Below are 22,564 nucleotides of genomic sequence, written 5' to 3' on the forward strand. Positions count from 1 at the left end.
GAACTGCGTCATGACCGATTCGATCTCCCCCCGCGCCTTCCGCGCGATCGCCGGTACCGAGGACTGGCGGGTCGTCGGCGACGGCGCCCGCGCCTGGTTCGCGACCGGCTCGTTCGACGTCGGCGCCGCGCTCGTGGCGGCCATCGCCTCCGTCGCCGAGAAGGCGGGCCACCATCCCGACGTCGACCTCCGCTACGGCGGGGTCGGTGTCCGCCTGATCAGCCACGACGTCGGCGACATCAGCGAGCGCGACGTGGCACTCGCCCTGCGCATCTCGGCCGCGGCCCGCGCGCTCGGGATCGCCGCTGATCCCTCGCGCGTGCAGAGCCTGCAGATCGCGATCGACGCCGTCGATGTCGCCGCCGTCCGCCGCTTCTGGCAGGCGGCGCTCGACTGCTCCCCCGTCGAGGACGCCGATCTGGCCGACCCCCGCGGCCTCGGCCCGAACATCTGGATCCAGCGGATCGACGAGTCGAGGACCGAGCGCAACACCATCCACCTCGACCTCTACCTCCCCCGTGATCAGGTCGAGGCCCGCCTCGACGCCGCACTGGCCGCCGGCGGACGCCTCGTGAACGACGACAACGCGCCGGAGTGGTGGACGATCGCCGACCCCGAGGGCAACGAGCTCGACCTGGCGCCCTGGCGCGACGACAGCGAGTGGAGCGCCTGAGCCCCCTCCGCGACCGCGCGCCGGTCTGGGAATCGTGGGCGAGAGGTCGCGCCGCGGTCGGATCCTCGGCACGCTGGAAGGCATGGCCCTGATCCCCCCGACCAACGGCTTCCTCGGCAAGGCCGCGCAGCGCCGGCCGATGCGCGGCCCTCGGCGCGACCGCTGGATGTGGTGGCGACTCGGCTCCGGAGTCGCGGCGACCGTCGCGGGCCTCGTCGCCCTCCTGGTCTTCACCGCGAACCGCTGACTCGAAGGCCGCTCCCACGGTGCGGTGCCTCTCAGGGGAAGTCGCCTCACGCATGTGGCCCCGCCCCTCGTTGATCGAGTGGCCCGCGCAACGGGCGTATCGAGATCCACGTCCGTCGGAAGGCCCGGTCCGTAGCCCGCTCCGCTGAAGCTGGTGGGTCTCGATACGCCCCTGCGGGGCTACTCGACCAGCAGGCTGGGGCCGGGCTCCCTTTTTCCCCCACCATCGAGACGCGAAGCGCCTTCGCCCCTCGATACGCCCCTGCGGGGCTGCAGGCTCGACCAGCAGGTGAAGGGCCGCCGACCCGGATCGTCGCGGATCCGTGACCGTCACCCCCTTGACTGCGGAGCATCTTCTCAGGTGCGATTCCGAGGATCGCGGGTAGGTTGGAGGGTCGAGTCCGCCCGAGGACGAGACCCCCGCCCCACAGCCCCACCCCGCCACCCGCCCCCACGGGCGGCGGACGATCCGGAAAACGCCTCACCCCATGCACCATGCCGTTCGCGCGTCGACTCCCGCCCCCGAGGGAATCGAGCAGACCGCCCTCCCGACCCGCCGGTCCCTGCGCGCCCAGCGCACCGCCGCCGCCAGACGACCGTCGCGTCCCCGCGCCTCCGCCATCGCCGCGATGGGCCTCGTGGTCGGCCTCGCGATCACCTCGACGCCTGCCTTCGCGGTGGGCGGCACGGCCGACTCCGCGCTCGAGCGCGACTCCGCGAACGCCGTGGCCGCCGCCCGCCCGCAGAGCTTCGTCGCCGCCGGAGTCGTGCAGCAGAGCGTCACCCGCGACGCCTTCGCGGCGGAGGCGAAGCCCGAGGTCCTCGTGCCCACCGCGTCCCTCGACTCGATCACCGCGACCGCCGGCGAGTCGACCGACGCCGCCGCGGGCGTCTCGGGCACCTGGGTCCTCCCGATCTCGGGGCACATCAGCAGCGGCTACGGCCCACGACCCGACGCTCCCGTCGCCGGCGTGAACCTCTTCCACAAGGGCACCGACCTCGCCGGCGCGTGCGGCACTCCCGTGCTCGCCGCGGCGAGCGGCACGGTCGAGGAGTCGATGTACTCCGGCAGCTACGGCAACTGGATCCTGCTCGACAACGGCGGCGGCATCGAGACCGGCTACGCGCACAACACCGACCTGCTCGTCGACGTGGGCGACTACGTGGCCGCGGGCCAGCAGATCGCGACCCGCGGCTCGACCGGCGCCTCCACCGGCTGCCACCTGCACTTCGAGACCCGCGTCGACGGCGAGGCGGTCGACGCCGTGCCGTTCATGGAGGCGCTCGGGGTGCCGCTGGGCTGACGCTCCGAGCTCAGCCCGCCGCCGCCGGACCGGTCGACACCGCGCCCGACCAGCGGGCGTCCGCCGGCTCGGTCGTCACCGTGATCAGCGCGTCCTGATCGACGGCGACGTCCATGCTGGCTCCGTTGCCGCCTCCACCACTGCCCCGCGTCGTGCTCGGGCTGTAGTAGCACGTCGATCCGCTGGTCATCAGTCCGTCGATCTCGACCGTGACCGCGGCGTCGGCCGTGTCGCACGCGACCGAGATCGTGAGGGTCAGCGGCTCGCCGGTCAGCCGCACGGTCTGCGGCTCCGGCGCGCCGATCTGGTCGGTCCATCGCACAGCCGCGGTGGCGCCCTCGGGCACCGTGACGGGTCCGAGCGGTCGCTCGGCCGGAGTCGGCGAGGCGGTCGGAGTCGTCGTCGGCAGAGCAGTCGGAGTCGCCTCCGCCGCGCCCTCCTGCGGCGCCGTGCACCCGCTCAGGGCCAGTCCCGCCAGCAGCGCCGCAGCGCCGGTCGTCAGCAGTCGTCTCGTGCGCATCCCGGGTCCCCCGTTTCGCTTCGGTCCCTCCGGTCTACCCGACCCGCGGGCGCCGCGACGTGCACTCTGCGGCGGTTGCCAGGGTCGGCGACACCCTGACCGCGCACCCAGAAAACCGACTATCACTAGGTATACGGTGGACGGAGTTCATGCGATCACATGGACGCGGACTCGCCGAGCACACGGCCCCCGAGCCCTTCCGTCACGAGCAGGAGGTTCACCATGAGCACCAGCACCCGAACGAACAGTCGCTTCGACGACCGCGTCGTCCTCATCACCGGAGGCGGCTCCGGACTCGGCCGCGCCAGCGCCGTCCGCCTCGCCGAGGAGGGCGCCAGGCTCGCCCTCGTCGACGTCTCGGAGACGGGACTCGCCGCGACCGTGGAGGCCCTGCCCGAGGGCACCGAGGCGATCACGGTGATCGCCGACGTCTCGAAGGAGGCCGACGTCGACTCCTACGTCGCGCAGACCCTCGAGCGCTTCGGCCGCATCGACGGCTTCTTCAACAACGCCGGCATCGAGGGCCGCCAGAACCGCACCGAGGACTTCACCGCCGAGGAGTTCGACAAGGTCGTCGCCATCAACCTGCGCGGAGTGTTCCTCGGCCTCGAGAAGGTGCTCGAGGTGATGCGCGAGCAGGGCTCGGGCATGGTCGTCAACACCGCGAGCGTCGGCGGCATCACCGGCATCGGCAACCAGTCGGGCTACGCGGCCGCGAAGCACGGCGTCGTCGGCCTGACCCGCAACTCCGGAATCGAGTACGGCCGGTACGGCATCCGCATCAACGCCATCGCTCCCGGGGCGATCTGGACGCCGATGGTCGAGAACTCGATGAAGCAGCTCGACGCCGAGAACCCGCGCAGGGCGGCGGAGGAGTTCATCCAGGTCAACCCGACCAAGCGCTACGGAGAGGCCGCCGAGATCGCCTCGGTCGTCGCGTTCCTGCTGTCCGACGACGCGTCCTACATCAACGCGGTCGTCCTCCCGATCGACGGCGGCCAGTCGATCCAGTACTGAGCCGCGGGGCGTCTCGGCGCGGAAGGGCGGGAGAATGGGGGACATGAACCCCACCGGCAGCTTCCGCGCCGCCCGCGACACCCTGCTCCAGCACCGCGACGACGCGACGGCCGCCACCGCCGCCTTCGAGTGGCCCGACGTCGGCGCGCACTTCAACTGGGCCGTCGACTGGTTCGACGAGATCGCCATCGGCAACGAGAAGACGGCGCTCTGGATCGTCGAGGAGGACGGCTCGGAGCAGAAGGTCTCGTTCGACCGGATGCGCTGGCGCTCCGACGAGGTCGCCGCCTGGCTGCACTCCACGGGAGTCCAGCAGGGCGATCACGTGATGCTCATGCTCGGCAACCGGCTCGAGCTGTGGGAGGCGATGCTCGCGATCATGAAGCTGGGTGCGGTCATCCTGCCCACCACCACGCTCCTCTCGAGCGCCGACCTGGCCGATCGCCTCGAGCGCGGCGAGGTCGCGCACGTGATCGCTGACGCCTCCGAGACCGCCAAGTTCGACGGACTGACCGGCGACTTCGGCCGCATCGCGGTCGGCGGGGCGGTCGACGGCTGGCTCGACTGGGCCGACTCGGTCGAGGCCGTCGGGATCAGCCCGACCGTCGTCGTCGACACCGACGACCCCTGCCTCATCTACTTCACCTCGGGCACCACCTCGAAGCCCAAGATGGTCGTGCACACCCAGGAGTCGTACCCGGTCGGCCACCTCAGCACCATGTACTGGCTCGGCGTGCGCCCCGACGACGTGCACATGGCGATCAGCTCGCCCGGCTGGGGCAAGCACGCCTGGAGCTGCTTCTTCGCGCCGTGGAACGCCGAGGCGACGGTCTTCGTCTACAACTACAGCCGGTTCGCTCCCGCGGCGCTCCGTCACCAGCTCGACCGGGCCGGCGTCACCACGTTCTGCGCGCCGCCGACGGTCTGGCGGATGCTCATCCAGTCGGAGCTCGGAACGAAGCCGCGCGGCCTCACCGAGATCCTCTCGGCGGGCGAGCCGCTGAACCCCGAGGTGATCGCCACCATCGAGCGCGAGTGGGGCCTCACCATCCGCGACGGCTACGGCCAGACCGAGACCACGGCGATCATCGCGAACCCGCCCGGCGCCGAGATCGTGCCCGGAGCGATGGGGCGCCCGCTTCCCGGCGTCGCGATCGCGCTGGTCGACCCCGTCACCGGCGAGCAGGCCTCGACCGGCGAGATCTGCCTCGACCTGTCGGTCGAGCCCGTCAACCTGATGTCGGGCTACCTCGGCGACGACGAGCGCACCGATCGCGCCCGCGCCGACGGCTACTTCCACACCGGAGACGTCGCCGTGCGGGCCGTCGACGGCACCATCACCTTCGTCGGCCGCACCGACGACATCTTCAAGTCGTCCGACTTCAAGATCTCGCCGTTCGAGGTCGAGAGCGTGCTGCTCCAGCACCCCGCCGTCGCCGAGTCGGCCGTCGTGCCGGCCCCCGACGCGACCCGGCACAGCGTCGTCAAGGCCTACGTCGAGCTCGCGGAGGGCTGGGAGCCCACCGAGGAGACCGCGGCCGCGATCTTCGCGCACACCCGCACCCTGCTGTCGGCCTTCGAGCGGGTGCGGCGACTCGAGTTCCACCCGCTGCCCAAGACGATCTCGGGCAAGATCCGCCGCGTCGAGCTGCGCGAGCGCGAGGAGGCGGCGTTCGCCCGCGGCGAGGAGATCGCGACGGAGTGGCGCAGCGATCGTGTCCCGACGGGAGACCCGGCATGAGGAGCGGCGCGACGGGCATCGGCCTGTCGGTCGCGTTCGCGGTGCTCGCGATCACCCTTAACCTGGTCCTCGACCGGGTGCTCGGGCTGCCGATGCTCCCGCGCTGGGGCATCGTGATCGTGGTCGTGATGCTGGCGAGCGTCGCCGTCGCGCGCCTCCTTCGCCGCCGCGCGCGCGCCCGGGAGTAGCCCGCCGGGTCAGCGCCGCACGGCGAGCAGCTCGCCGTGATCGCGGAGCCCTGGCGTGCTGCGGCGGGCGCGGTGCACGACGTCGAGGCCGGCGGCCTCGACCGCCGTCGCCAGCTCGTCGAGCGGGTGGAACCAGGCCGTCGTCACGGCGTGGTCGAACGCCTCGACGGTCGGCCCCTCGAAGAAGCCGACCAGCAGCCGTCCTCCGGGAGCGAGGCGGGCGGCGAAGCCCTCGAGCACCGCGGGCAGCTCCTCCGGGGGCAGGTGGATCAGCGAGTACCAGGCCAGGATCCCGCCGAGCGACGCGTCGCGCGCCTCCGGATCACGCAGGGACCCTCGTCGGAACGGCACCCCCGGGAACGCCGCGCGCGCGTGCTCGAGGAACTCGGGTACGAGGTCGACACCGACCACATCGACGCCGAGTTCGTGCAGGAGTGCCGTCCAGTGCCCGGGGCCGCAGCCGGCGTCGACGACCGGGCCGTCGAGCGAGGCGGCCCAGGAGGCGATCAGCGCGCGATCGCGGCCGTCCAACTCCTCGACCGAGCCGAGCAGTGCCGCGTACTCGGCCGCCCGGGCGCCGTACGCCTCCGCCACCCGCTCATCGGTCATGACCTCGAGCGTAGGAGTGGAGGCGCCGGGCCGCGGTTCGCGAGGTGCCGACGCGCCCCGAGAGCAGCACCTCGATCCCCGAGCGGTGGCGGTAGCGGAGGAAGGCGCGGTTCATCTCATCGGTCGAGCGGAAGCCCGCCGACTCGGCGGCGCGCTCGAGCATCACGACCTTCGGGAGCGTCGGCGACTGCTCCCGGAGGATCCGCTCCGCCGCCTCGAGCCGGAGGCGCGCGACCGAGGCCCGCACGGTGGTGTGCCGGAGCAGCCAGTGCGTCACCGCGACGCGGGCGGGCGGGACGCCGATGGCCCGCCCGATCACGCGGGCGTTCAGCCCGGGGAGCGTGTGCAGGTGCCGGAGCGAGTGGTCGATCCGGTCGCCGAGATCGCACGATCGGGGGCTCGTCGTCATCAGAGCGGAGCTCGTCGTGGCCACGCGATCTCTCCAGGGTTCGGCGTTCAGGGGCCCAGGGGACGTGGGCACACGGGTCCTCATGGTGTCGCTCGCCTTCGATTCCAGGGTCACCGCCGGTCGGGTCGGCGCGAAGGTGTCGACCCCAGGAGCGCTCCGACGGTCTCGCCGTTTCGGGTACGGCAGGACGAGCGATGAGCTGAGGTTCTGTCATTTTGGAGACACCCGCCGATCGGCGCGAGGGCTGGCACGGAATCCGCCGCCGCCTGGCGCGCGACGATCCGGTCGCGCCCGCCGCCCCGACATTCGCGCCCAGCCGCCCGGCCGCCCTCTCCGGAGGCGATCATCGACGTGGCCCGAGCCCGCCCGAAGCGGAGTGCCGACGAGAGGAGCATCGCCGTGTCCCCTGCCGCGACAGAGACGATCGTCCCGGTCACCGCCCTCGTCCTCCCGCTCCTGGTCGGCCTGGTGCTGACCATCGGTGGTGCCGCCTCGCTCGGAGCGCACGGCCGCGCGACCGCCGCCGCGCTGCCGTGGCTGCGGGTCGCGACGGGCGTCGTCCTGCTCGTGTCGAGCGGAGCGGTCTTCACGATCGCCGCGCTCGGCGCCGTGGCCCTGTGCGTCGCGGCTCTCGTGGCGGCGCTCGACGCGTTCGGTCGCGACTCCGACCTCGGAGCCGCTCGCCTCGCGGGCGCCGCCGCCCTCCTCGCCGTCGCCGTCGTCACCGCGATCGAGGGTCTGCTCGGAGTCGGCGGCATCGCGGAGCACCTGGCCCGCTTCGAGCTGCGCGACCTCAGCTGGGCCGCCGCCCTCGTCGGCGTGCTCGCGGTCTGCAGCCTCCTGCAGCTCGGAGCGACTCGACCGCGGAGGCGCGCCGCCTCCGCCGCTGCCGATCGCGTCGAGGACGGAGCCCCGCAGGCCCTCTGAGACGCACAGGTCTCCTCCCCACCTCGGTGAGGGGTGATTTCTGCGCCCAGTTCGGGTGAAAGCGCCCTCGGTAACCCGAGAATCCGTCACTCTTGTGCTGTCGCGCCTCCCGAAGGGCGGGGCAGGGGTTCCGAGGGGATGTGGAGTTCGTGGTGAGCACAGCAGCAGGAATGAGTCCGACGATCGAGCGCGGAGTGTCGCGGCGGGAGGCCGGCGCCGCCGCCTGGCTCGCCGGGGTGGGCGTCGACGCGAGGCCCAGCGGTGCGTTCCGGGTCGTCGCGGACGCGTTCCGCGGCGACGACTTCGAGGTGATCCGCCTCTGGCACACCGCCGCCCGGCTGCGGCGGAGCGGTCGGCCGGGCGCGGGTCTCCGCCTGCTGGTGCCGCTCGAGGGCGTGCTGGTCGTGCAGCCCGACGACCCCGCCGACGACGAGGTGACCCTGGGCCCGGGCGACGTGGCCTTCCTCCGCTGCTCGGGGGGAGCGACGATCGTCACCGACGCCCCGTCCGCGAGGCTCGAGATCATGCTCGGGCGGCCCCTCCTGGGCCTGGCCGGCGCGCAGGAGACGGGCCCCCTCGTCACCCCCGCCGACGCGGCGAGCCGCGGAATCCTCCTCTCGACGGTCAACGCCTTCTTCGGGGCGTCGCTCGACGCCGACTCCGCGGCCTTCCCCCTGGTCAGGTCGGCCGTCGAGCAGCTGGCCAACGCACTTCTCGCGGCCTCGCTCCCCCGCGAGTCGAACGAGACCGTCTTCACGCGCGCGATCGCGCTGATCGCGGGAATGGCGGCCGACCCGAAGCTCTCGGTGCACGAGATCTGCCTCCGGCTGGGCGTGCCCAAGCGGACGCTGCAGCGGGTCTTCGCGACGAACGGGACGACGGTGTTCAACGAGATCCGGCGCGCCCGGCTCACGACGGCCCGCGCCCTGCTCGGCAGCACCGACACGCCGCCCGCCCCCGACCACGCGCTGAGCGGCTACGTCCGCTCGCAGCGGCTGCAGCGCGACCTGCGGCACCTCGACTCGTCGCGGACGGGGTCGGACGAGCGCAGCCGCAGCGCCTGACGCGACGCGGCGGCGGCGCAGCCCCGGGTGCGATTCAGGAGGCGGGATACGCCACGGAGGCGGCCGGCCAGCCCGAGGCGGCGAGCTCGGCGCGCAGGCGGTGATGGTGCTGCACCGCGCCGAGGGAGTCGGTGCGGAAGGCGATCGCCGTCGCGGCATCGGCCCAGTAGGCGTCCCACCCGGAGTAGCGGGCGAAGACCCGGTCGCCGACGGCCGCGATCAGCTCCCAGGCCCGCTCCGCCGGCAGGTAGCCCGCGACGTACGAGTAGCGGATCGCACCGATCGTGCGCTCGGCGTCTCCCGCGAGCAGCAGGATCGGGGGCCGGCCGTCGAGGGCCTGCGCGAGCTCGAGGAGGTGGAACTCGCTGCCGCCGGTCAGCGCCGCGACGCGGGCGCGCATCCGCTCCGCCTCCTCCGACGCGGACACCTCGGCGAACCGGGCCGACAGCGGCCCCTGCGCGAGGGCGTCGGCGACCAGCAGTTCGACGTCGTCGCGCGCCGCGATCCTGAAGTCGCGGTCGAGCGCCACCCGGTGCTCGCTCAGCATCGACAGCGGCAGCTGCTCCCAGGGCGAGCCCTTCGCGCCGTCGGCGAACCGGATGCGCAGCGACTCCGGCAGCTCGGCCCAGGTGGGCTGGAACGCGAGCGACGAGTTCCAGCCGCCGAACGAGAAGTCGCTCACGGCGTCGAGCGCGAGCATCTGCTGCTGACGCAGTGTCGTCGGAGGCGTCGCCGCGGCCGCGAGGTAGGCCAGCTGCTCGCGGCGGGGTGCCCGCGCATCCCACTGCTGGAAGACGATCGAGGCGACGAGGAGCCCGAGCGCCAGGCCGAACGCGGCATAGAAGAACGGCAGACCGATGACGCCGGACCCCCGGCTCAGCCCGATCGCGAAGCCTGCCAGCCCGAACGGAGCGGCGACCGCGGTGACCAGGAGTGCCCGCCGCGCGATCCTCCCGCCGGGGCCGCGACGCCGGGCGTCGGCGATCCGCGCGTAGCGCAGACGGGGACGCACGGGGAACTCGACGTCTCCGGGGTGATTCTGCAGCGGCACGCTCGCAGCCTAGACGGGGCCCGACGCCCCGCCGGAGGAGATTGTCGGCCGTCTGTGCTCGGATGTCTCCATGAGACTCGCTGAAGCACTGCTCGAGCGGGCCGATCTGCAGAAGCGGATCGAGGCCCTCCAGTCCCGGATCGTCGCGAACGCCTCCTACCAGGAGGGCGAGGAGCCCGCGGAGGACCCGGCCGAGCTGCTGCGCGAGTGCCTCCGCGCGCACGAGACGCTCGAGCGCCTCGTCACCGCCGTGAACCTGACGAACACGACGGCGACGACGCCCGAGGGCGTCCCCCTGACCGCGGCGCTCGCCCGGCGCGAGTCGCTGCGCGGACGGCACAGCATCCTCGTGCGCGCGGCCGACGCCGCCTCGGGCGAGCGGGGCTACCGCCAGCTGCGGAGCGAGCTGCGCCGCCTCTCGGCGCTGCCCGTGACGGAGCTGCGCGAGCAGGCCGACGCGGTGGCGCGCGAGCTCCGCGAGCTCGACTCCTCGATCCAGCGCACCAACTGGGAGGTCGATCTGCAGGGCTGACGACGGGAGCGGTGAGTCGGTAGGCGACTCGGAGCGAGCACACACCGTCGGGCCGGCGGTCAATCCGGCCCTCTGTCACGCGGCGGGCAGCGTACCGGCTTCGGCCCTCACTCACAGCCCAGCACCGACGACCGGTGATCGCGCAGACAGGACACCTCATCACCACGTGCTGGCCGGATCGCCGAGGGCGGGTTCGGGGACCTCACCGCGGCAGAGCGCGCCGAACGGCGAGCCCGTTCAGGCTCGCCCTGTCGTGATCGGACGACGACGATCAGTCGACGATCGACCTCCCGCTCCGCTCGCCGGAGCGGCGCGGCATCGCCTGAGCGAGCGCACGCAGCTGCGCCGCGAAGAACTCCAGTGAGCGGTCGACCTCGGGCAGCGAGGGCGTGCGGTTGAGGTGGCCGTGGGGCATGCCTGCGGCGAGGTACCCGGTCGCGGCGACGCCCGCCTCCGCCAGCTGACGCAGCAGGAGCTCGGCCGACCCGCGCAGCTCGTCGAACTCGTTCACCATCACGGTGACCGGAGGGAGCCCCGCGAGCGGCGCGGCGCCGGGGAGGGCGTCGACGGGCAGATCGGAGAGGCGGCCGACGTAGGTGCGCACCATCCCCTCGATGCTCGCGGGCGGGAAGCGGAGCATCGCGGGCAGGGTCATCAGCTCGCGCAGCACGTCGTCGCCGACGGCCGGGTTGGGGAAGTGCGCGAACGGGTAGGCGAGCAGCACGTGCTCGGGCGTCCGCGCACCCGTGTCGCGCAGGCGGAGGGCCGCGGCGAGGGCGAGCGCGGCGCCCGCGCTGGCACCGCCGATCGCGACCGGAGTCGCCTCCGGGGTCTCGGCGCGCAGCTGCAGCCAGACGGCGTGGACGTCGTCGATCGGGACGGGGTAGCGCACGGTCCCGCTCGCCAGGCGGTAGCCGACCGAGACGACGCGGGCGCCCGCCCGGGCGGCGAGCTCGGCAGAGACGACGTGCGACTCCCGCATGTCGAGGTCGCCGGCCTGGAACCCGCCGCCGTGCACCCAGAGCAGTGCGGGTCCGGTCTGCTGGGCGGATTCGTAGACGCGGAGGGGGATCGGGCCGTGCGGGCCGTCGGCCGAGGAGTCGGAGACGCGGACGCCGGCGGGGAGCGACCAGGGGGCCGGGTCCTGCTCGAAGGCGGCCAGGTGCGCTGCCTGCTCGGCGTCGAGCGGGTGGGCGAGTCCGTCGAGGTGCGGGAGCCTGGCGGCGAGGTACGGGTCGAGCGGCATCGGCGCCTCCTGGCGGGGTGGGGACGGCGACCACGCTACCGGCGGGGTGGCGAGGAGACCTGGCGACCGGGGGGGTCTGTTCGGAGGGATGACCTCCTGTGCGCGGTCCTTTTCCTCGCTGATCGAGTCCGCAGCCCGCGGAGCGGGCGTATCGAGATCCACGTCCGTCAGAAGCGCAGGGCTCAAGCCCGATCTGCTGACGCTGGTGGGTCTCGATACGCCGCCTGCGGCGGCTACTCGACCAGCATGGGGGGCAGCGGGTGCCGACTTCTCCCTCATCGCTCTGAGGGGGCGCGAGACGCCTCCGGTCAGCGGCGCTGCAGCAGGAGCACACTGTCGATGAGCGGGGCCTCGTGGCCGTCGGGGCCTGTCGCGAGGTGCTCGCGGGTGCCGACGACGAGCGGCGACCATGCGTCGGGGTCGAGGGCGAGCTCGGCGAGCTCCTGCTCGGCGGTGGGCAGCTCGTCGGCGAGGTGACCGCGGTGCCCCGACCACGGCGGCGGCGCGGCGTGCGAGACGACGGCGAGGCGTCCGCCGACGGTGACGAGTGCGGCGGCGCGGCGCAGAACCTCGATCCGCGGGAACTCGACCATCGAGTGCAGGAACGACGCGGTCACGAGCTCGAAGGGGCCGGTGACCGGCCACTCCTCGGCGAGGTCGGCCCGCCGGAGGTCGACGGTGAGGCCGCGCTCGGCGGCCGCGGCGCGGGCGCGGGAGAGCGCGGTCTCCGAGAGGTCGAGGCCGGTGACACTCCAGCCCAGGGAGGCGAGCCAGAGGGCGTCGCCGCCCTCGCCCGCGCCGAGGTCGAGCGCGCGGGCCGGCGGCAGGCCGCCGACGAGGTCGACGAGGGTCGCGTTGGGGCGGCCCGACCAGATGGCGGAGTCGCCGTAGCGCTCCTCCCAGTGCTCACGTGCTGTCGACATGGTGCGTCCTCCGAACGGGTCTGATCGAGGATGGCGGGCGGCGGCGGGCGGGCGCCAGCGGTCGTGCTGGAACAGCATGCGGAGTCGAGGGGGGCGGCACGGGCTGCGACAGGGGAGCGCCTGTCGCAGGGCCTTCCGCGACACGGGGCGCGCCGATTAGCGTCGGGGGCATGGCACTCCGACTCGAAGAGATCATCGTCGACTGCACCGACTTCCGCGCCCTCGGCCACTGGTGGCAGGAGGCGCTGGGCTGGGACGTCGTCGACGAGGACGACGACGGGATCGAGCTGCTGGCACCGTCGGGGCGCGGGCCGAGCCTGCTGTTCCTCGACGTGCCGGAGCGGAAGACCCTGAAGAACCGCCTCCATCTCGACTTCGTGCCCGACGATCAGGACGCGGAAGTCTCGCGCCTCGTCGAGCTGGGCGCCTCCCGCATCGACGTCGGGCAGGGCGAGCAGTCGTGGGTGGTGCTCGCCGACCCCGAGGGGAACGAGTTCTGCATCCTCTCGGCGCGCGACTGACCCGCGATGTCGATGCGCACGTATCGAAGAGAAAGCTGAGAAGTCAAGGGTAGAACGATCGTTCTCGCACCCCTACGATCGGCTGCGACGCGAGCCCGCCGGGATCGCCCGGAGCGAGGAGTGACCGTGAACGCGTACCAGGGGCCCGTGGCGGCCGTCGGAATGACGCAGGCGCAGCAGCAGGGCGAGCTGCTCGCCGGTCGCGTGCTCTCGACGCGCGGCGCCGGGCTGTACGCCTACGCCTACCGGCTCACGCTGTCGGACGCCGCCGCCACGGCAGCCCTGCGCCACGCGGCCGTCACCCTCCGGAGCGGGGCGCCGCGCGTGCTCGACGAGCAGTCGGCGCTCGAGGTCGCCCGCACCGAGATCGGACGCCGCAGCGTCGAGCGGCAGGAGCCGGCGGTGACGACGGACCCCTCGGCTCTGCGCGAGGAGGACCTCCTCCGCACCGGCTTCCACCGGCGCCTGCACGCGCTGCCGACGCTCGAGCGCCAGTGCTGGCTGCTCCGGTACACGGGCCGCCACGACGTCGATGCGATCGCCGCGCTCCTCCGGATCGAGCCGGAGCAGGTGCGGGAGGCACTCGCCTCCGCCGCCGCGACCCTCGTCGAGGGCGAGCTGACGGAGGCGGAGGGGGCCGAGTAGGCCGGTGCACTGAGAAGAGCCCGAGAGGCGCCGGGTCGAGCCGGCGGCACCCCTCAGGCGTCCAGTACCCGCGGGAGGACTCCCGCGGGAAGATCAGTCGAGGTACTCGATATCGTCCCACGGCTCGTGGACGTCGCCGGTGTCGCGATCGTCGTCGGGCACCTCGATCTCCTCGAAGATCACCGGGACACCGGGCGAGACCAGGGCGCTGACGCTGCGGTTGCCGACGACGACGAACTCGACGAGACCTCCTCCGGCCTGCGCCGCGTGGGAGCTCGACTCCTTGAGCGCGTCGATGTCCTCCCCCTGCGACAGCCCGTAGGTCTTTCCGTCGATGGTCACAGTGGTGCGGATCATGCGGTGCCTACTCCTCGGGTCGAAGTGTCCAGACTACGGAGCGGGCAACACCCGCCCCAGGCCTTGCGGTCACCGCCCGGGACTGGCACAGGGATGCGCTGCCACCCTCCGCCCGCTCCCGTCAACCGGGGCGCGGACGGGAGGCGGCGGCCCGTACCGTGGCAGGCGACCGCACGATCCACTACGACAGAGAAGGAGGATCACATGGCCGAGAAGAGCACTCCCGAGACCGTCGATCCGCAGCCCGTCGATCCCGAGACCGTCGACCCCGAGACCGCCACCGACCCCGAGGGCGACCCCGTGGAGAACCCGTCCGGCTGAGCCTCGAGCTCGTCGCACGGCACCGAGGGAACCGGCTATCGTCGAGACCTCCCGAATCAGCGGGACGTCTGGACGGGAGCCGGTTCCCTCGGTCGTCCCCCGGCCGCCGTCAGCGCGGGGTGCCGACGCGGTGCGCCGAGCCGGGGTGCGTGGCTGGCAGGGTCGGCACGTCGTGGCCGAGGATCCGCTCGCGCATGCTGCCGGTGCGCGGCTCGGCGGGCAGCATCCCGCGCTCGCGCAGGAGCGGCATCACCTGCTCGACGAAGTCGCGATAGGTCTCGTAACCGCCGTAGGTGTACTCGATCAGGAAGCCGTCGACGTCGGTGCGGTCGACGATCTCCTGCAGCTGGTCGGCGACCGACTCGGCGGTGCCGGTGACGCGCATGCCTCCGATGGAGGAGGTGATCACATCGAGGATCTCGGCGACGGTCGGGCTCCCCTCGGGCCGCTGGAACATCGCGAGCATGGTCTGGCCGACCTCGGTCGTCACCTCGGCGAGGGTCGCGTCGAGCGGGAACGACATCAGGTCGACACCGCTCCAGCCCATGAAGAGGGCCGCTGCGGCCTCGCGGGACGGAGTCGCGTCGAGCTCTGCGCGCAGTCGCAGCGCCTCCTCCTCGGTCTCGCCGACGATGATCGCGACGGAGGGGATCACCGTGATGTCGCGGGGATCGCGGCCGTTCGCCTCCGCTCTCGAGCGCAGATCGGCGACGGTGGCGGCCGCCTTGTCGAGGTCGCGGTCCTGGATGAAGACGCACTCGGCGTAGCGGCCGGCGAAGGCGCGGCCGGCCGAGGAGGCGCCCGCCTGCAGCAGGAGCGGCGTGCGCTGCACCGAGGGGACGGCCGGGAAGTAGCCGTCGTACGAGAAGTACTCGCCGCGGTGGGTGATGCGGTGCACTTTCGCCGGGTCCGCGAAGGTGCGGGTGGCCTTGTCGTAGACGACGGCGTCGTCCTCCCACGCGCCCTCCCAGAGGGTGAGGCACAGCTCGACGAACTCGGCGGCGCGGCGGTAGCGCTCGTCGTGGGGCGTCACTCCGTCGTGTCCGAGCAGCTTGGTGAGCGCGACCTGGTTGTCGGAGGTGACGATGTTCCAGGCGATGCGGCCCTTGGTGAGGTGGTCGAGCGTCGTGAAGGTGCGCGCATTGAGGTAGGGCTGCTGCGCGGTGGTCGAGGCGGTCACGACGAATCCGAGGCGGTCGACGGTGGCGGCGAGTCCGCTGACGAGCGCCATCGGGTCGTGCACGGGCACCTGGACGGCCTCGCGGATCACGACCTCGGGGACGTCGTCGCCGCTCATCGGGTAGCCGAGCGCCTCGGCGAGGAAGAGGAAGTCGAAGCCGGCGTCCTCGAGCCTGCGCGAGAGGTCCTGCCAGTACTCGAGCGTGGCGAAGCCACTCGTGTCGCCGCGCGGGTGGTGCCAGGCGTTGCTGATGAAGTTCGGCGTGAACTCCTCGAACGCGCCGAGGAAGATCTGCTTGGTCACGGTGGTGCCCTTCGCTGCACTGAGCGATCGGTCGCTCCCGATCGGAGGGCTGATAACCTCGAGTTATCAACACGACGATGATAACCAGCAGGAATCAGCGACCGCAAGCGGCACGGGAGGCGCGATGACGCACGACGACGAGCCCCCGGCCCTCGCCGCCGACATCGGCGCTCTCGTGCACGGGCTGCGGACGGCGCGCGGACTCTCGATGCGCGCACTCGCCGGAACCGCCGGGGTGTCGCAGCCGTTCCTGTCGAAGCTCGAGAACGGCAAGCTGCTGCCCAGCCTGTCGACCCTCTACGCCCTCGCGGCCGCGCTCGAGGTGCCGCCGGCCGAGCTGGTCCCGACCGTCGCCTCCTCCGACGACACGACACCGGAGGCGCACCTGCGCGCCAGCGACGCGCCGAACGCTCCGCGCGCGCGGCTCGTCGTCGGCGGGCCCGGCCGGACGACCGAGGCGTACCTCTTCACCTCGTGGCCCGGCGACTCCGACGACGTCGACTTCGCGCACCCGGGCGAGGAGTTCGTCTTCATGATCGAGGGGACGGCGGTGCTGAGCTACGCCGACGGGCAGCAGCGCACGGTGACGGCCGGGGAGTCGATCACGATCGACACGCGGCGGCCGCACCGCTGGTCGGTGCCGGCGGAGGCTCCGGGGGCGGCGCGGTACCTGCTGGTGACGACGCACTCGGGCTGAGGCGCGCCGGGTCCGGGCCGGCCGGGGTTCCGGTGCGGCTTCTCCGTTCGACGGGATCCGCCGCTCGGCGCCTCCGGTGCGGGCGAGAAGTGCCGGACGCAGGTGCGGACCCTCTCGGCTGGACTCGGTGCACAACCGAGGACGAGAGGCTCCGTCGGCGCTCAGGCCGCGGAGATCGGGGCCTGAGCCTCGGTTCCGCACGCGCTCGGGGCGCGGGGCGGACACTCAGGGGCACTGCTGCGTCGCGACTCCCCCGTCGGACGTCTGCACGTCGACGGGGCACGGCGCGAGGGGTCCCAGCCAGAGGAGGAGGACGAGGAGCACGGCCGCGACGACGTAGAAGAGCGCCGAGAAGGCGACGGCGAACAGGATGCCGCGGACGGAGGCCCGGCCCTCGGGGTCCTGCGTCGCGCCCGAGCGGGGCCGCGGGTCGAGGAGCTGGGACCAGAGCTTCCTGGCCGCCTGCCGCAGGGCGTTGTCGTGGGTGGTGGGGGTGCCGCTCTGTGCTCCGGCGTGCTGGTGGCTCATCCGCTGTCCTGACCGAGGGGGTGTCGTCGACGAGGTCGACGCGGTGACGCGGGAACCCGTCGAGCGCGGGCCCTCGGAGGAGGGCGGTGCGGCCGAGTCGGGAACCGGTCGTCGAGGTGTCGGCGCGGGGAGCGATGACGGGAGCGGGGGGCGGGAAGGGCGCCCACTGCCGCGATGATGCGCGGAGCGGACGTCGGCTGCGCAGGAGCGCAGTTCCTCGCGGGGTCTCGGTGAGGGGTGGAGCGGCTCCTCCACCGGGGGGAGTGGAGGAGGTGGGGGGGGCGAGTGACGCGGGGGTCGACGCGTCACTCGCCCCGGGTGGGTCAGCTCCGCAGTCGCCTGGTGCGACGGTGGAGCAGCATCAGCAGTCCGCCGCCGAGGAGCGCGAAGGCTCCGGCGAGGGCCACGGCGATGCCGTCGACTCCGGTGGAGGCGAGGCCTCCGCTACTGGGCCCGTTCGATCCCGGCAGCACCGCGGGGGCGGTGGACGAGGGCGAGGGGCTGGTGGTGGGGACGATTGCGGGTGCGGTCGGCGTGGGCGTCACGGTCGGCGTCGGGGTGACGGTGGGCGTCGGCGTGACCGTGGGCGTCACGGTCGGCGTCGGGGTGACGGTCGGCTTCACCGTGGGCGCGGGCGTCACGGTCGGCTTCACGGTCGGCGTCGGCGTGACCGTGGGAGTCACGGTCGGCGTGGGCGTCACGGTCGGCTTCACGGTCGGCGTCGGCGTCACGGTCGGCTTCACGGTCGGCGTCGGCGTGACCGTCGGAGTCACGGTCGGCGTCGGCGTCACGGTCGGCTTCACGGTCGGCGTCGGCGTCACGGTCGGCTTCACCGTGGGCGTCGGCGTCACGGTCGGCTTCACGGTCGGCGTCGGCGTCACGGTCGGCTTCACGGTCGGCGTCGGCGTCACGGTCGGCTTCACCGTGGGCGTCGGCGTCACGGTCGGCTTCACGGTCGGCGTCGGCGTCACGGTCGGCTTCACGGTCGGCGTCGGCGTCACGGTCGGCTTCACCGTGGGCGTGGGCGTCACGGTCGGCGTCGGCGTGACCGTGGGAGTCACGGTCGGCGTCGGCGTCATGGTCGGGGTGACCGTGGGCGTCGGCGTCATGGTCGGGGTGACCGTCGGCGTCGGGGTGACCGTCGGCGTCGGCGTCATGGTCGGCGTGACCGGCGGGATCACGGGAGGAGTGACAGGAGGCGTCACGGGCGGGGTCACCGGGGGCGTGACCGGCGGGATCACGGGCGGGGTCACCGGGGGCGTGACCGGCGGGATCACGGGCGGGATCACCGGAGGCGTCACCGGCGGGATCACCGGAGGAATGACCGGCGGGATCACGGGCGGGATCACGGGGGGCGTGACAGGCGGGATCACCGGAGGAATGACCGGCGGGACCACGGGCGGGATCACCGGAGGAATGACCGGCGGGATCACGGGCGGCGTCACGGGCGGGATGACCGGGGGCGTGACCGGCGGGATCACCGGAGGCGTGGTCGGAGGAGTCACCGGCGGGATCACCGGAGGCGTGGTCGGCTCGACAGTGGGCTCCACGGTCGGCTCGACAGTGGGCTCCACCGTGGGCTCCACCGTGGGCTCGACAGTGGGCTCCACGGTCGGCTCCACCGTGGGCTCGACAGTGGGCTCCACCGTGGGCTCGACCGTCGGCTCGACGGTCGGCTCCACCGTGGGCTCGACGGTCGGCTCGACGGTCGGCTCGACGGTCGGCTCCACCGTGGGCTCGACGGTCGGCTCCACCGTGGGCTCCACAGTCGGCTCGACGGTCGGCTCGACCGTGGGCTCCACAGTCGGAGTCACCGTCGGCACCTCGGTCGGGACCGGCGTGCAGTCCGGGGTGGTGAAGAGGTTGCTGTCGAGCGTGACGGCCCCGTTGCGGGCGAGGGCACGGCCCTCGACGACGACGTCGGTCGTGACGGTGACCGACGCGAGCGCGAGGATCGATCCGACGAAGGAGGAGTCGGTGCCCAGCGTGGCCGAGCTGCCGACCTGCCAGTAGACGTTGCACGCCTGGGCGCCGTTGATCAGGTCGACGCGGCTCGACGAACCGGTGATCAGGGTCGAGCCGGCCTGGAAGACGAAGACGGCCGCCGGGTCGTTCGCTGCGTCGAGCGTGACCGTGCCGGTGAGGCCGATCGGGCCGGCGGAGTTGTACACGCCGGGCTGGAAGGTCTGGCCGACGAGGTCGCCGGAGACCGTGGCCGTCGCGGCCTGCGACGCGAGCTGGTCGTACGCCGTCACGAGGTCGGACTGGGCGCCGTTCGCCTCGGCGTCCGCGGCGTGGATCGTGCCGAGGACCTCTCCCGGGGGGAAGCCGGTGATCGCGGTGCCGGGGCTGACGCCGAGGTCGTCCGGCAGGATCGTGTCGCCGGTGTTGGTGACGGTCGAGCCGCCGAGGACCGAGTAGGAGCCGGCGCGCCCGAGGTCGGGCGCTGACGCCGCCTGGGCGGAGTTCGCGAAGAGGAAGCTCGCCGAGAGGATCAGGACGCCGGCGGAGGCGCCGATCCCCAATCGCCTTCGTCGCGAGCGTCGGGATCGGGCAGTGGAGGTCGGGCTGTGCAGCATGGTGACGCAGCTTCCGCCCACGGATGCGCGGGCTCAGGACACCCACGGTGGGTGGATCTGAAAAGTACCCCAAACTGGTCACGCATCCGTCGATCTGCGACAGAACTGAGTAGAACCACTCGCTATTCGGCTTAAGGATGCGCCGCGCTCTCGCATTACCCGACGATCCGCGTCACGGCGGGTCCCTCCGACGGGGGGAGGGGGTCGGTTCCGCGCGCGAACCGACCCCCTTCGATCACGGGCTGCGTCAGCGGCAGCGCGTGGCCGGGCTCGTCACCGCAGGCAGCTCCGTGGAGGCGCCACCGGCCCCGCGAGCGTCCACCGTGACCGAGACCGCCGGCACCGAGCTCAGCGGGGTCGGGACCTTCAGCGACGTCGAGGCGCCCGCGGCGAGCGCCGGCAGCGTCACACTGCCGTACGGCGTGCGGACCGAGAGGGCGACCCGCTCGGTCCCCGCGTTAGCGGCCTTCACCGCGAGGACGGCTTTTCCGCTCACGCAGCTCACGGTCGCAGAGAGGGTCACGCCGAGGTCGCTCGCGACTCCGGCGATCGACTCGCGGAGGCCGCGCTCGGCGGCGTCCACCTCCTCCTGCGTCGCGGTCGACCCGGCGAGCACGACCGCGGCGATCGCGCGGCTCTCGTCGAGGCGCGCGAGCGACTCGGTACTGCCGGTCGAGCGATCGACCGCATCGGCCTCAGCGAGGGCCGACTCGAGCGCTGCGGTGTCGACGGTCGACTCGGCCGCGTCGGCGACGAGGCGCACGTCGTCGAGGACGCCCCAGGCGCCTCCGGCCAGCGCGAACTCGGCCGCGATCTCGACGACTCCGTCAGCGCCGACCACGACGGGAACGGTCGTGGTCGAGAACGAGCTCCAGGTGGTCATCTCGAGCGGCGCGGCGGTCGTGCCGGCGGAGGTCGTCGCACTCAGAGTGCGCACGTCGGAGGCGGTGCCGCCGGTGCCCTGCGTCGTCGCCTGGAGCGTGTACGCGCCGGGCGCGACCCCCGTGAGGGTCTGGCTCGCCGAGGTCGAGTAGGCGTCGGCTCCCCAGAAGGTGACGGCGAAGCCGCCCTCGGACGCGTCACCGGTCTCGGTCCGCGCGGCCGGTCCCGTGAGGGTCCAGGCCGACATGTCCTCGAGCTCGAAGCCCGGGTTCGCGACGAGGTTCGGCGCGACCACGGTCACCGTCGCCGACACCTCGAGACCCGAGTCGGTGCGGCCGGGGACCGTGTACTCGCCGGGGCCGCGGATCCACGAGGCGGCGCCGCTCCAGGTGACGGGGCGGTCCTCGACGGAGCCGTCGTTGAAGTTCACGGCGACGGTCTCGGGCAGCTCCACGGCTCCCCCGTCGACGACGGTGAGCTCGACGGCGTCGACGCCCGTGACGGCGCGCGGAGCGACGGCTCCGGTGTCGACGTAGCGGAACGTGCTGAGCGACTCGAGCGGCGACCCGTCGGCGGCGAAGAGCGCCTGGTTGTCCCAGGCGGAGCCTCCGTAGGCCTCGCCGACGTGCACCGGGTCGTAGTCGCCGGCGGCGCTGCTGGCCCAGCCGGAGCCGTCGCGCTCCCAGAGCAGGCGGTTCTGCTCGAGTGCGCTCGGCGGGCCGACGGGGAGCCACGCCGGCTCCCAGTAGAAGACGCCGATGCCGGCGTCGCCGACCGCGTGCACCGCCGCGATGACGTCGCGGAGCGCCGTGGCCTGACCCTGCACGCTGATCGGGTACTCGTCGGTCGCCGTCGTGGCGTCGATCACGTTGGGGTAGCCGTCGCCGTCCTCGAGGGTGTGCGCCCAGGAGGTCTCGGCGACCATGACCTTCTTGCCGTAGGTCCCGGCGATCTGCGACAGGGCGCCGGTGAGGTTCTCGACGGTGCCGTGCCAGTACGGGTAGTACGAGCTCGCGAACACGTCGTAGTCGACGTCGAACGCGTCGAGGCCGGCTGCGATCGCGGCGTAGCGGCCGGGAGTCTCGGGGTTGGTGAAGTGCACCGCCACCTGGGCGTCGGGCAGCACCTCGCGCACGGCGCTGCTGCCGGCCGAGAACAGCCCGGCGAGCGTCGCGTCCATGTCGGTCGCGGCGCGGGCGTAGCCGGCCATGCCGTTGTTGGTCTCGTTGCCGATCTGCACCATGTCGACGTCGACTCCGGCGTCCTCGAAGCGCTGCAGCGACTCGGCCGTGTAGTCGTGGACGGCCGTGGTGCGGTCGGCGTCGCTCAGGCCGATCCACGCCTTGGGCGAGAGCTGGCGGGCGGGATCGGCCCAGAAGTCGGAGTAGTGGAAGTCGACGAGCAGGCCGAGCCCGGCGGCCGTCGCGCGCTCGCCGATCTCGACGGCGCGGTCGACGTCGACGTCGCCGCCTCCGTAGCCGTCGCCCTCGGCGTCGAACGGGTCGTTCCAGACCCGCACGCGCACCGTGGTGACGCCCTCGTCGGCGAGGACGTCGAAGAGGTCGGCGACCTGTCCGTCGGCGTCGCGGAAGACGACTCCGCTCTCCTCGATCGAGAGGAGGCTCGAGACGTCGGCGCCCTTGATGAAGTCGGGCGAGAGGCCCTCGACGCGGTCGACGAAGATCCCGGCGTCGACCGGCCCGTCGAGGGGAGCGCCGGAGGCGGCGGAGGCGGTCGCCGCCCCGGCGAACGAGCCGAGGAGCGTCGAGACGGCGGCGACGGCCGCGAGGCCGCCTCTCCTCCGAGTGCGTGCAGACATGGGTGTCCTTTCGTGGAGCGGATCCGCCTCGGCCGCGGCGCACGGGGGTGCGGCGGAGGAGGTCCCGGGTGGGGCGGAGGCGAGGCCGTGAGGCGCTCGCGGAGCGGGGGCCGGCGAGCGGCGCACCCCGGTGAGGTGTGGCGAGTTCTCCTTTGAACTGTGTGCGCTCCCAGTCTGCGGAGACGCTCAGAAGACGTCAATACTTCGGAACGGAGTCAACCTGCGTCATTTTCTGTGCGATGGACTGTGAGCGAGCACAGCCTCCGGAGGCGGGTGCGGGAG

Annotated in this window: 23 protein-coding genes; 12 read left to right on the top strand and 11 right to left on the bottom strand. The window is 72.8% G+C overall.

All coding sequences use genetic code 11. The features are described from left to right. Positions 1-10 precede the first annotated feature (10 nt). The 3 genes from GRS96_RS01745 to GRS96_RS01755 all read left to right on the top strand — a co-directional run bounded on the left by GRS96_RS01745 (position 11) and on the right by GRS96_RS01755 (position 2,223). Entirely contained in the window at positions 11-673 is a 663-nt protein-coding gene (locus GRS96_RS01745) for a VOC family protein (protein WP_159855054.1), read from the top strand. 82 nt (positions 674-755) lie between these two features. Further along, positions 756-920, top strand: coding sequence for a hypothetical protein (locus GRS96_RS01750; RefSeq protein WP_159855052.1), 165 nt, complete (start codon positions 756-758; stop codon positions 918-920). 487 nt (positions 921-1,407) lie between these two features. Then, entirely contained in the window at positions 1,408-2,223 is an 816-nt protein-coding gene (locus GRS96_RS01755) for a M23 family metallopeptidase (protein WP_159987562.1), read from the top strand. Positions 2,224-2,233: 10 nt separating this feature from the next. On the opposite strand, the gene GRS96_RS01760 is transcribed toward GRS96_RS01755, so the two are convergent. Then, a complete protein-coding gene (locus tag GRS96_RS01760; protein WP_159855048.1) occupies positions 2,234-2,743 on the bottom strand; it encodes a hypothetical protein in 510 nt (169 codons plus the stop codon). 222 nt (positions 2,744-2,965) lie between these two features. On the opposite strand from GRS96_RS01760, the gene GRS96_RS01765 reads away from it, so the two are divergent. From GRS96_RS01765 to GRS96_RS01775, 3 genes are read left to right on the top strand one after another with little or no spacing between them, the layout of a single operon-like run. Then, on the top strand, positions 2,966-3,760 hold the full coding sequence (locus GRS96_RS01765; RefSeq protein WP_159855046.1) for a glucose 1-dehydrogenase: 795 nt from the start codon (positions 2,966-2,968) through the stop codon (positions 3,758-3,760). Between the two features lie 43 nt (positions 3,761-3,803). Then, positions 3,804-5,501, top strand: coding sequence for an AMP-binding protein (locus tag GRS96_RS01770; RefSeq protein WP_159855044.1), 1,698 nt, complete (start codon positions 3,804-3,806; stop codon positions 5,499-5,501). Then, a complete protein-coding gene (locus tag GRS96_RS01775; protein WP_159855042.1) occupies positions 5,498-5,689 on the top strand; it encodes a hypothetical protein in 192 nt (63 codons plus the stop codon). Before GRS96_RS01770 ends, GRS96_RS01775 begins: the two co-directional genes overlap by 4 nt. 9 nt (positions 5,690-5,698) lie before the next feature. Here GRS96_RS01775 and GRS96_RS01780 read toward each other — a convergent pair whose 3' ends face one another. Both GRS96_RS01780 and GRS96_RS01785 read right to left on the bottom strand, forming a co-directional pair. Next, complete coding sequence (locus GRS96_RS01780; protein WP_159987563.1) at positions 5,699-6,298, bottom strand: class I SAM-dependent methyltransferase; 600 nt, start codon at positions 6,296-6,298, stop codon at positions 5,699-5,701. Then, positions 6,288-6,731, bottom strand: coding sequence for a hypothetical protein (locus GRS96_RS01785; protein WP_159987564.1), 444 nt, complete (start codon positions 6,729-6,731; stop codon positions 6,288-6,290). Before GRS96_RS01785 ends, GRS96_RS01780 begins: the two co-directional genes overlap by 11 nt. A 375-nt stretch (positions 6,732-7,106) precedes the next feature. On the opposite strand from GRS96_RS01785, the gene GRS96_RS01790 reads away from it, so the two are divergent. Together GRS96_RS01790 and GRS96_RS01795 are read left to right on the top strand one after the other, a co-directional pair. Continuing rightward, positions 7,107-7,634, top strand: coding sequence for a hypothetical protein (locus GRS96_RS01790; protein ID WP_159987565.1), 528 nt, complete (start codon positions 7,107-7,109; stop codon positions 7,632-7,634). Between the two features lie 170 nt (positions 7,635-7,804). Further along, complete coding sequence (locus tag GRS96_RS01795) at positions 7,805-8,698, top strand: hypothetical protein (protein WP_159987566.1); 894 nt, start codon at positions 7,805-7,807, stop codon at positions 8,696-8,698. Between the two features lie 34 nt (positions 8,699-8,732). Here the strand turns inward: GRS96_RS01795 and GRS96_RS01800 are convergent, their stop codons facing one another. Continuing rightward, complete coding sequence (locus tag GRS96_RS01800) at positions 8,733-9,749, bottom strand: DUF1266 domain-containing protein (protein ID WP_159855032.1); 1,017 nt, start codon at positions 9,747-9,749, stop codon at positions 8,733-8,735. A gap of 70 nt (positions 9,750-9,819) precedes the next feature. Here GRS96_RS01800 and GRS96_RS01805 point away from each other — a divergent pair, with 70 nt between their 5' ends. Then, on the top strand, positions 9,820-10,281 hold the full coding sequence (locus tag GRS96_RS01805; RefSeq protein ID WP_159855030.1) for a DIP1984 family protein: 462 nt from the start codon (positions 9,820-9,822) through the stop codon (positions 10,279-10,281). A gap of 271 nt (positions 10,282-10,552) precedes the next feature. Here GRS96_RS01805 and GRS96_RS01810 read toward each other — a convergent pair whose 3' ends face one another. Both GRS96_RS01810 and GRS96_RS01815 read right to left on the bottom strand, forming a co-directional pair. After that, positions 10,553-11,527, bottom strand: coding sequence for an alpha/beta hydrolase fold domain-containing protein (locus GRS96_RS01810; protein ID WP_159855028.1), 975 nt, complete (start codon positions 11,525-11,527; stop codon positions 10,553-10,555). Between the two features lie 308 nt (positions 11,528-11,835). After that, positions 11,836-12,450 carry a class I SAM-dependent methyltransferase gene (locus tag GRS96_RS01815; protein WP_159987567.1) on the bottom strand — a complete coding sequence of 205 codons (615 nt, stop codon included), beginning with the start codon at positions 12,448-12,450 and terminating at the stop codon, positions 11,836-11,838. A 170-nt stretch (positions 12,451-12,620) separates the two neighbouring features. Between GRS96_RS01815 and GRS96_RS01820 the strand changes: the two genes are divergently transcribed. Next, positions 12,621-12,971: a VOC family protein gene (locus GRS96_RS01820; RefSeq protein ID WP_159855024.1), complete on the top strand. Its 351-nt coding sequence runs from the start codon at positions 12,621-12,623 to the stop codon at positions 12,969-12,971. A gap of 126 nt (positions 12,972-13,097) precedes the next feature. Further along, entirely contained in the window at positions 13,098-13,616 is a 519-nt protein-coding gene (locus GRS96_RS01825) for a hypothetical protein (protein ID WP_159987568.1), read from the top strand. A gap of 93 nt (positions 13,617-13,709) precedes the next feature. Here the strand turns inward: GRS96_RS01825 and GRS96_RS01830 are convergent, their stop codons facing one another. Both GRS96_RS01830 and GRS96_RS01835 read right to left on the bottom strand, forming a co-directional pair. Further along, positions 13,710-13,973 (bottom strand): hypothetical protein, encoded by a 264-nt coding sequence (locus GRS96_RS01830; protein ID WP_159855020.1) that lies wholly within the window; start codon positions 13,971-13,973, stop codon positions 13,710-13,712. Positions 13,974-14,403: 430 nt separating this feature from the next. Continuing rightward, positions 14,404-15,777, bottom strand: a complete 1,374-nt coding sequence (locus GRS96_RS01835; protein WP_159855018.1) for an NtaA/DmoA family FMN-dependent monooxygenase — start codon at positions 15,775-15,777, stop codon at positions 14,404-14,406. Positions 15,778-15,901: 124 nt separating this feature from the next. Here GRS96_RS01835 and GRS96_RS01840 point away from each other — a divergent pair, with 124 nt between their 5' ends. Beyond that, on the top strand, positions 15,902-16,474 hold the full coding sequence (locus GRS96_RS01840) for a helix-turn-helix domain-containing protein (RefSeq protein ID WP_159987569.1): 573 nt from the start codon (positions 15,902-15,904) through the stop codon (positions 16,472-16,474). A 225-nt stretch (positions 16,475-16,699) separates the two neighbouring features. Here GRS96_RS01840 and GRS96_RS01845 read toward each other — a convergent pair whose 3' ends face one another. The 3 genes from GRS96_RS01845 to GRS96_RS01855 all read right to left on the bottom strand — a co-directional run bounded on the left by GRS96_RS01845 (position 16,700) and on the right by GRS96_RS01855 (position 22,282). Further along, entirely contained in the window at positions 16,700-17,002 is a 303-nt protein-coding gene (locus GRS96_RS01845) for a hypothetical protein (RefSeq protein ID WP_159855014.1), read from the bottom strand. Positions 17,003-17,325: 323 nt separating this feature from the next. Then, on the bottom strand, positions 17,326-19,527 hold the full coding sequence (locus tag GRS96_RS20555; RefSeq protein ID WP_236553541.1) for an ice-binding family protein: 2,202 nt from the start codon (positions 19,525-19,527) through the stop codon (positions 17,326-17,328). A 301-nt stretch (positions 19,528-19,828) separates the two neighbouring features. Continuing rightward, a complete protein-coding gene (locus GRS96_RS01855) occupies positions 19,829-22,282 on the bottom strand; it encodes a glycosyl hydrolase 53 family protein (protein ID WP_159855012.1) in 2,454 nt (817 codons plus the stop codon). Between the last annotated feature and the right edge of the window lie 282 nt (positions 22,283-22,564).

Source organism: Rathayibacter sp. VKM Ac-2803 (assembly GCF_009807175.1).
Taxonomy (GTDB): domain Bacteria; phylum Actinomycetota; class Actinomycetes; order Actinomycetales; family Microbacteriaceae; genus Rathayibacter.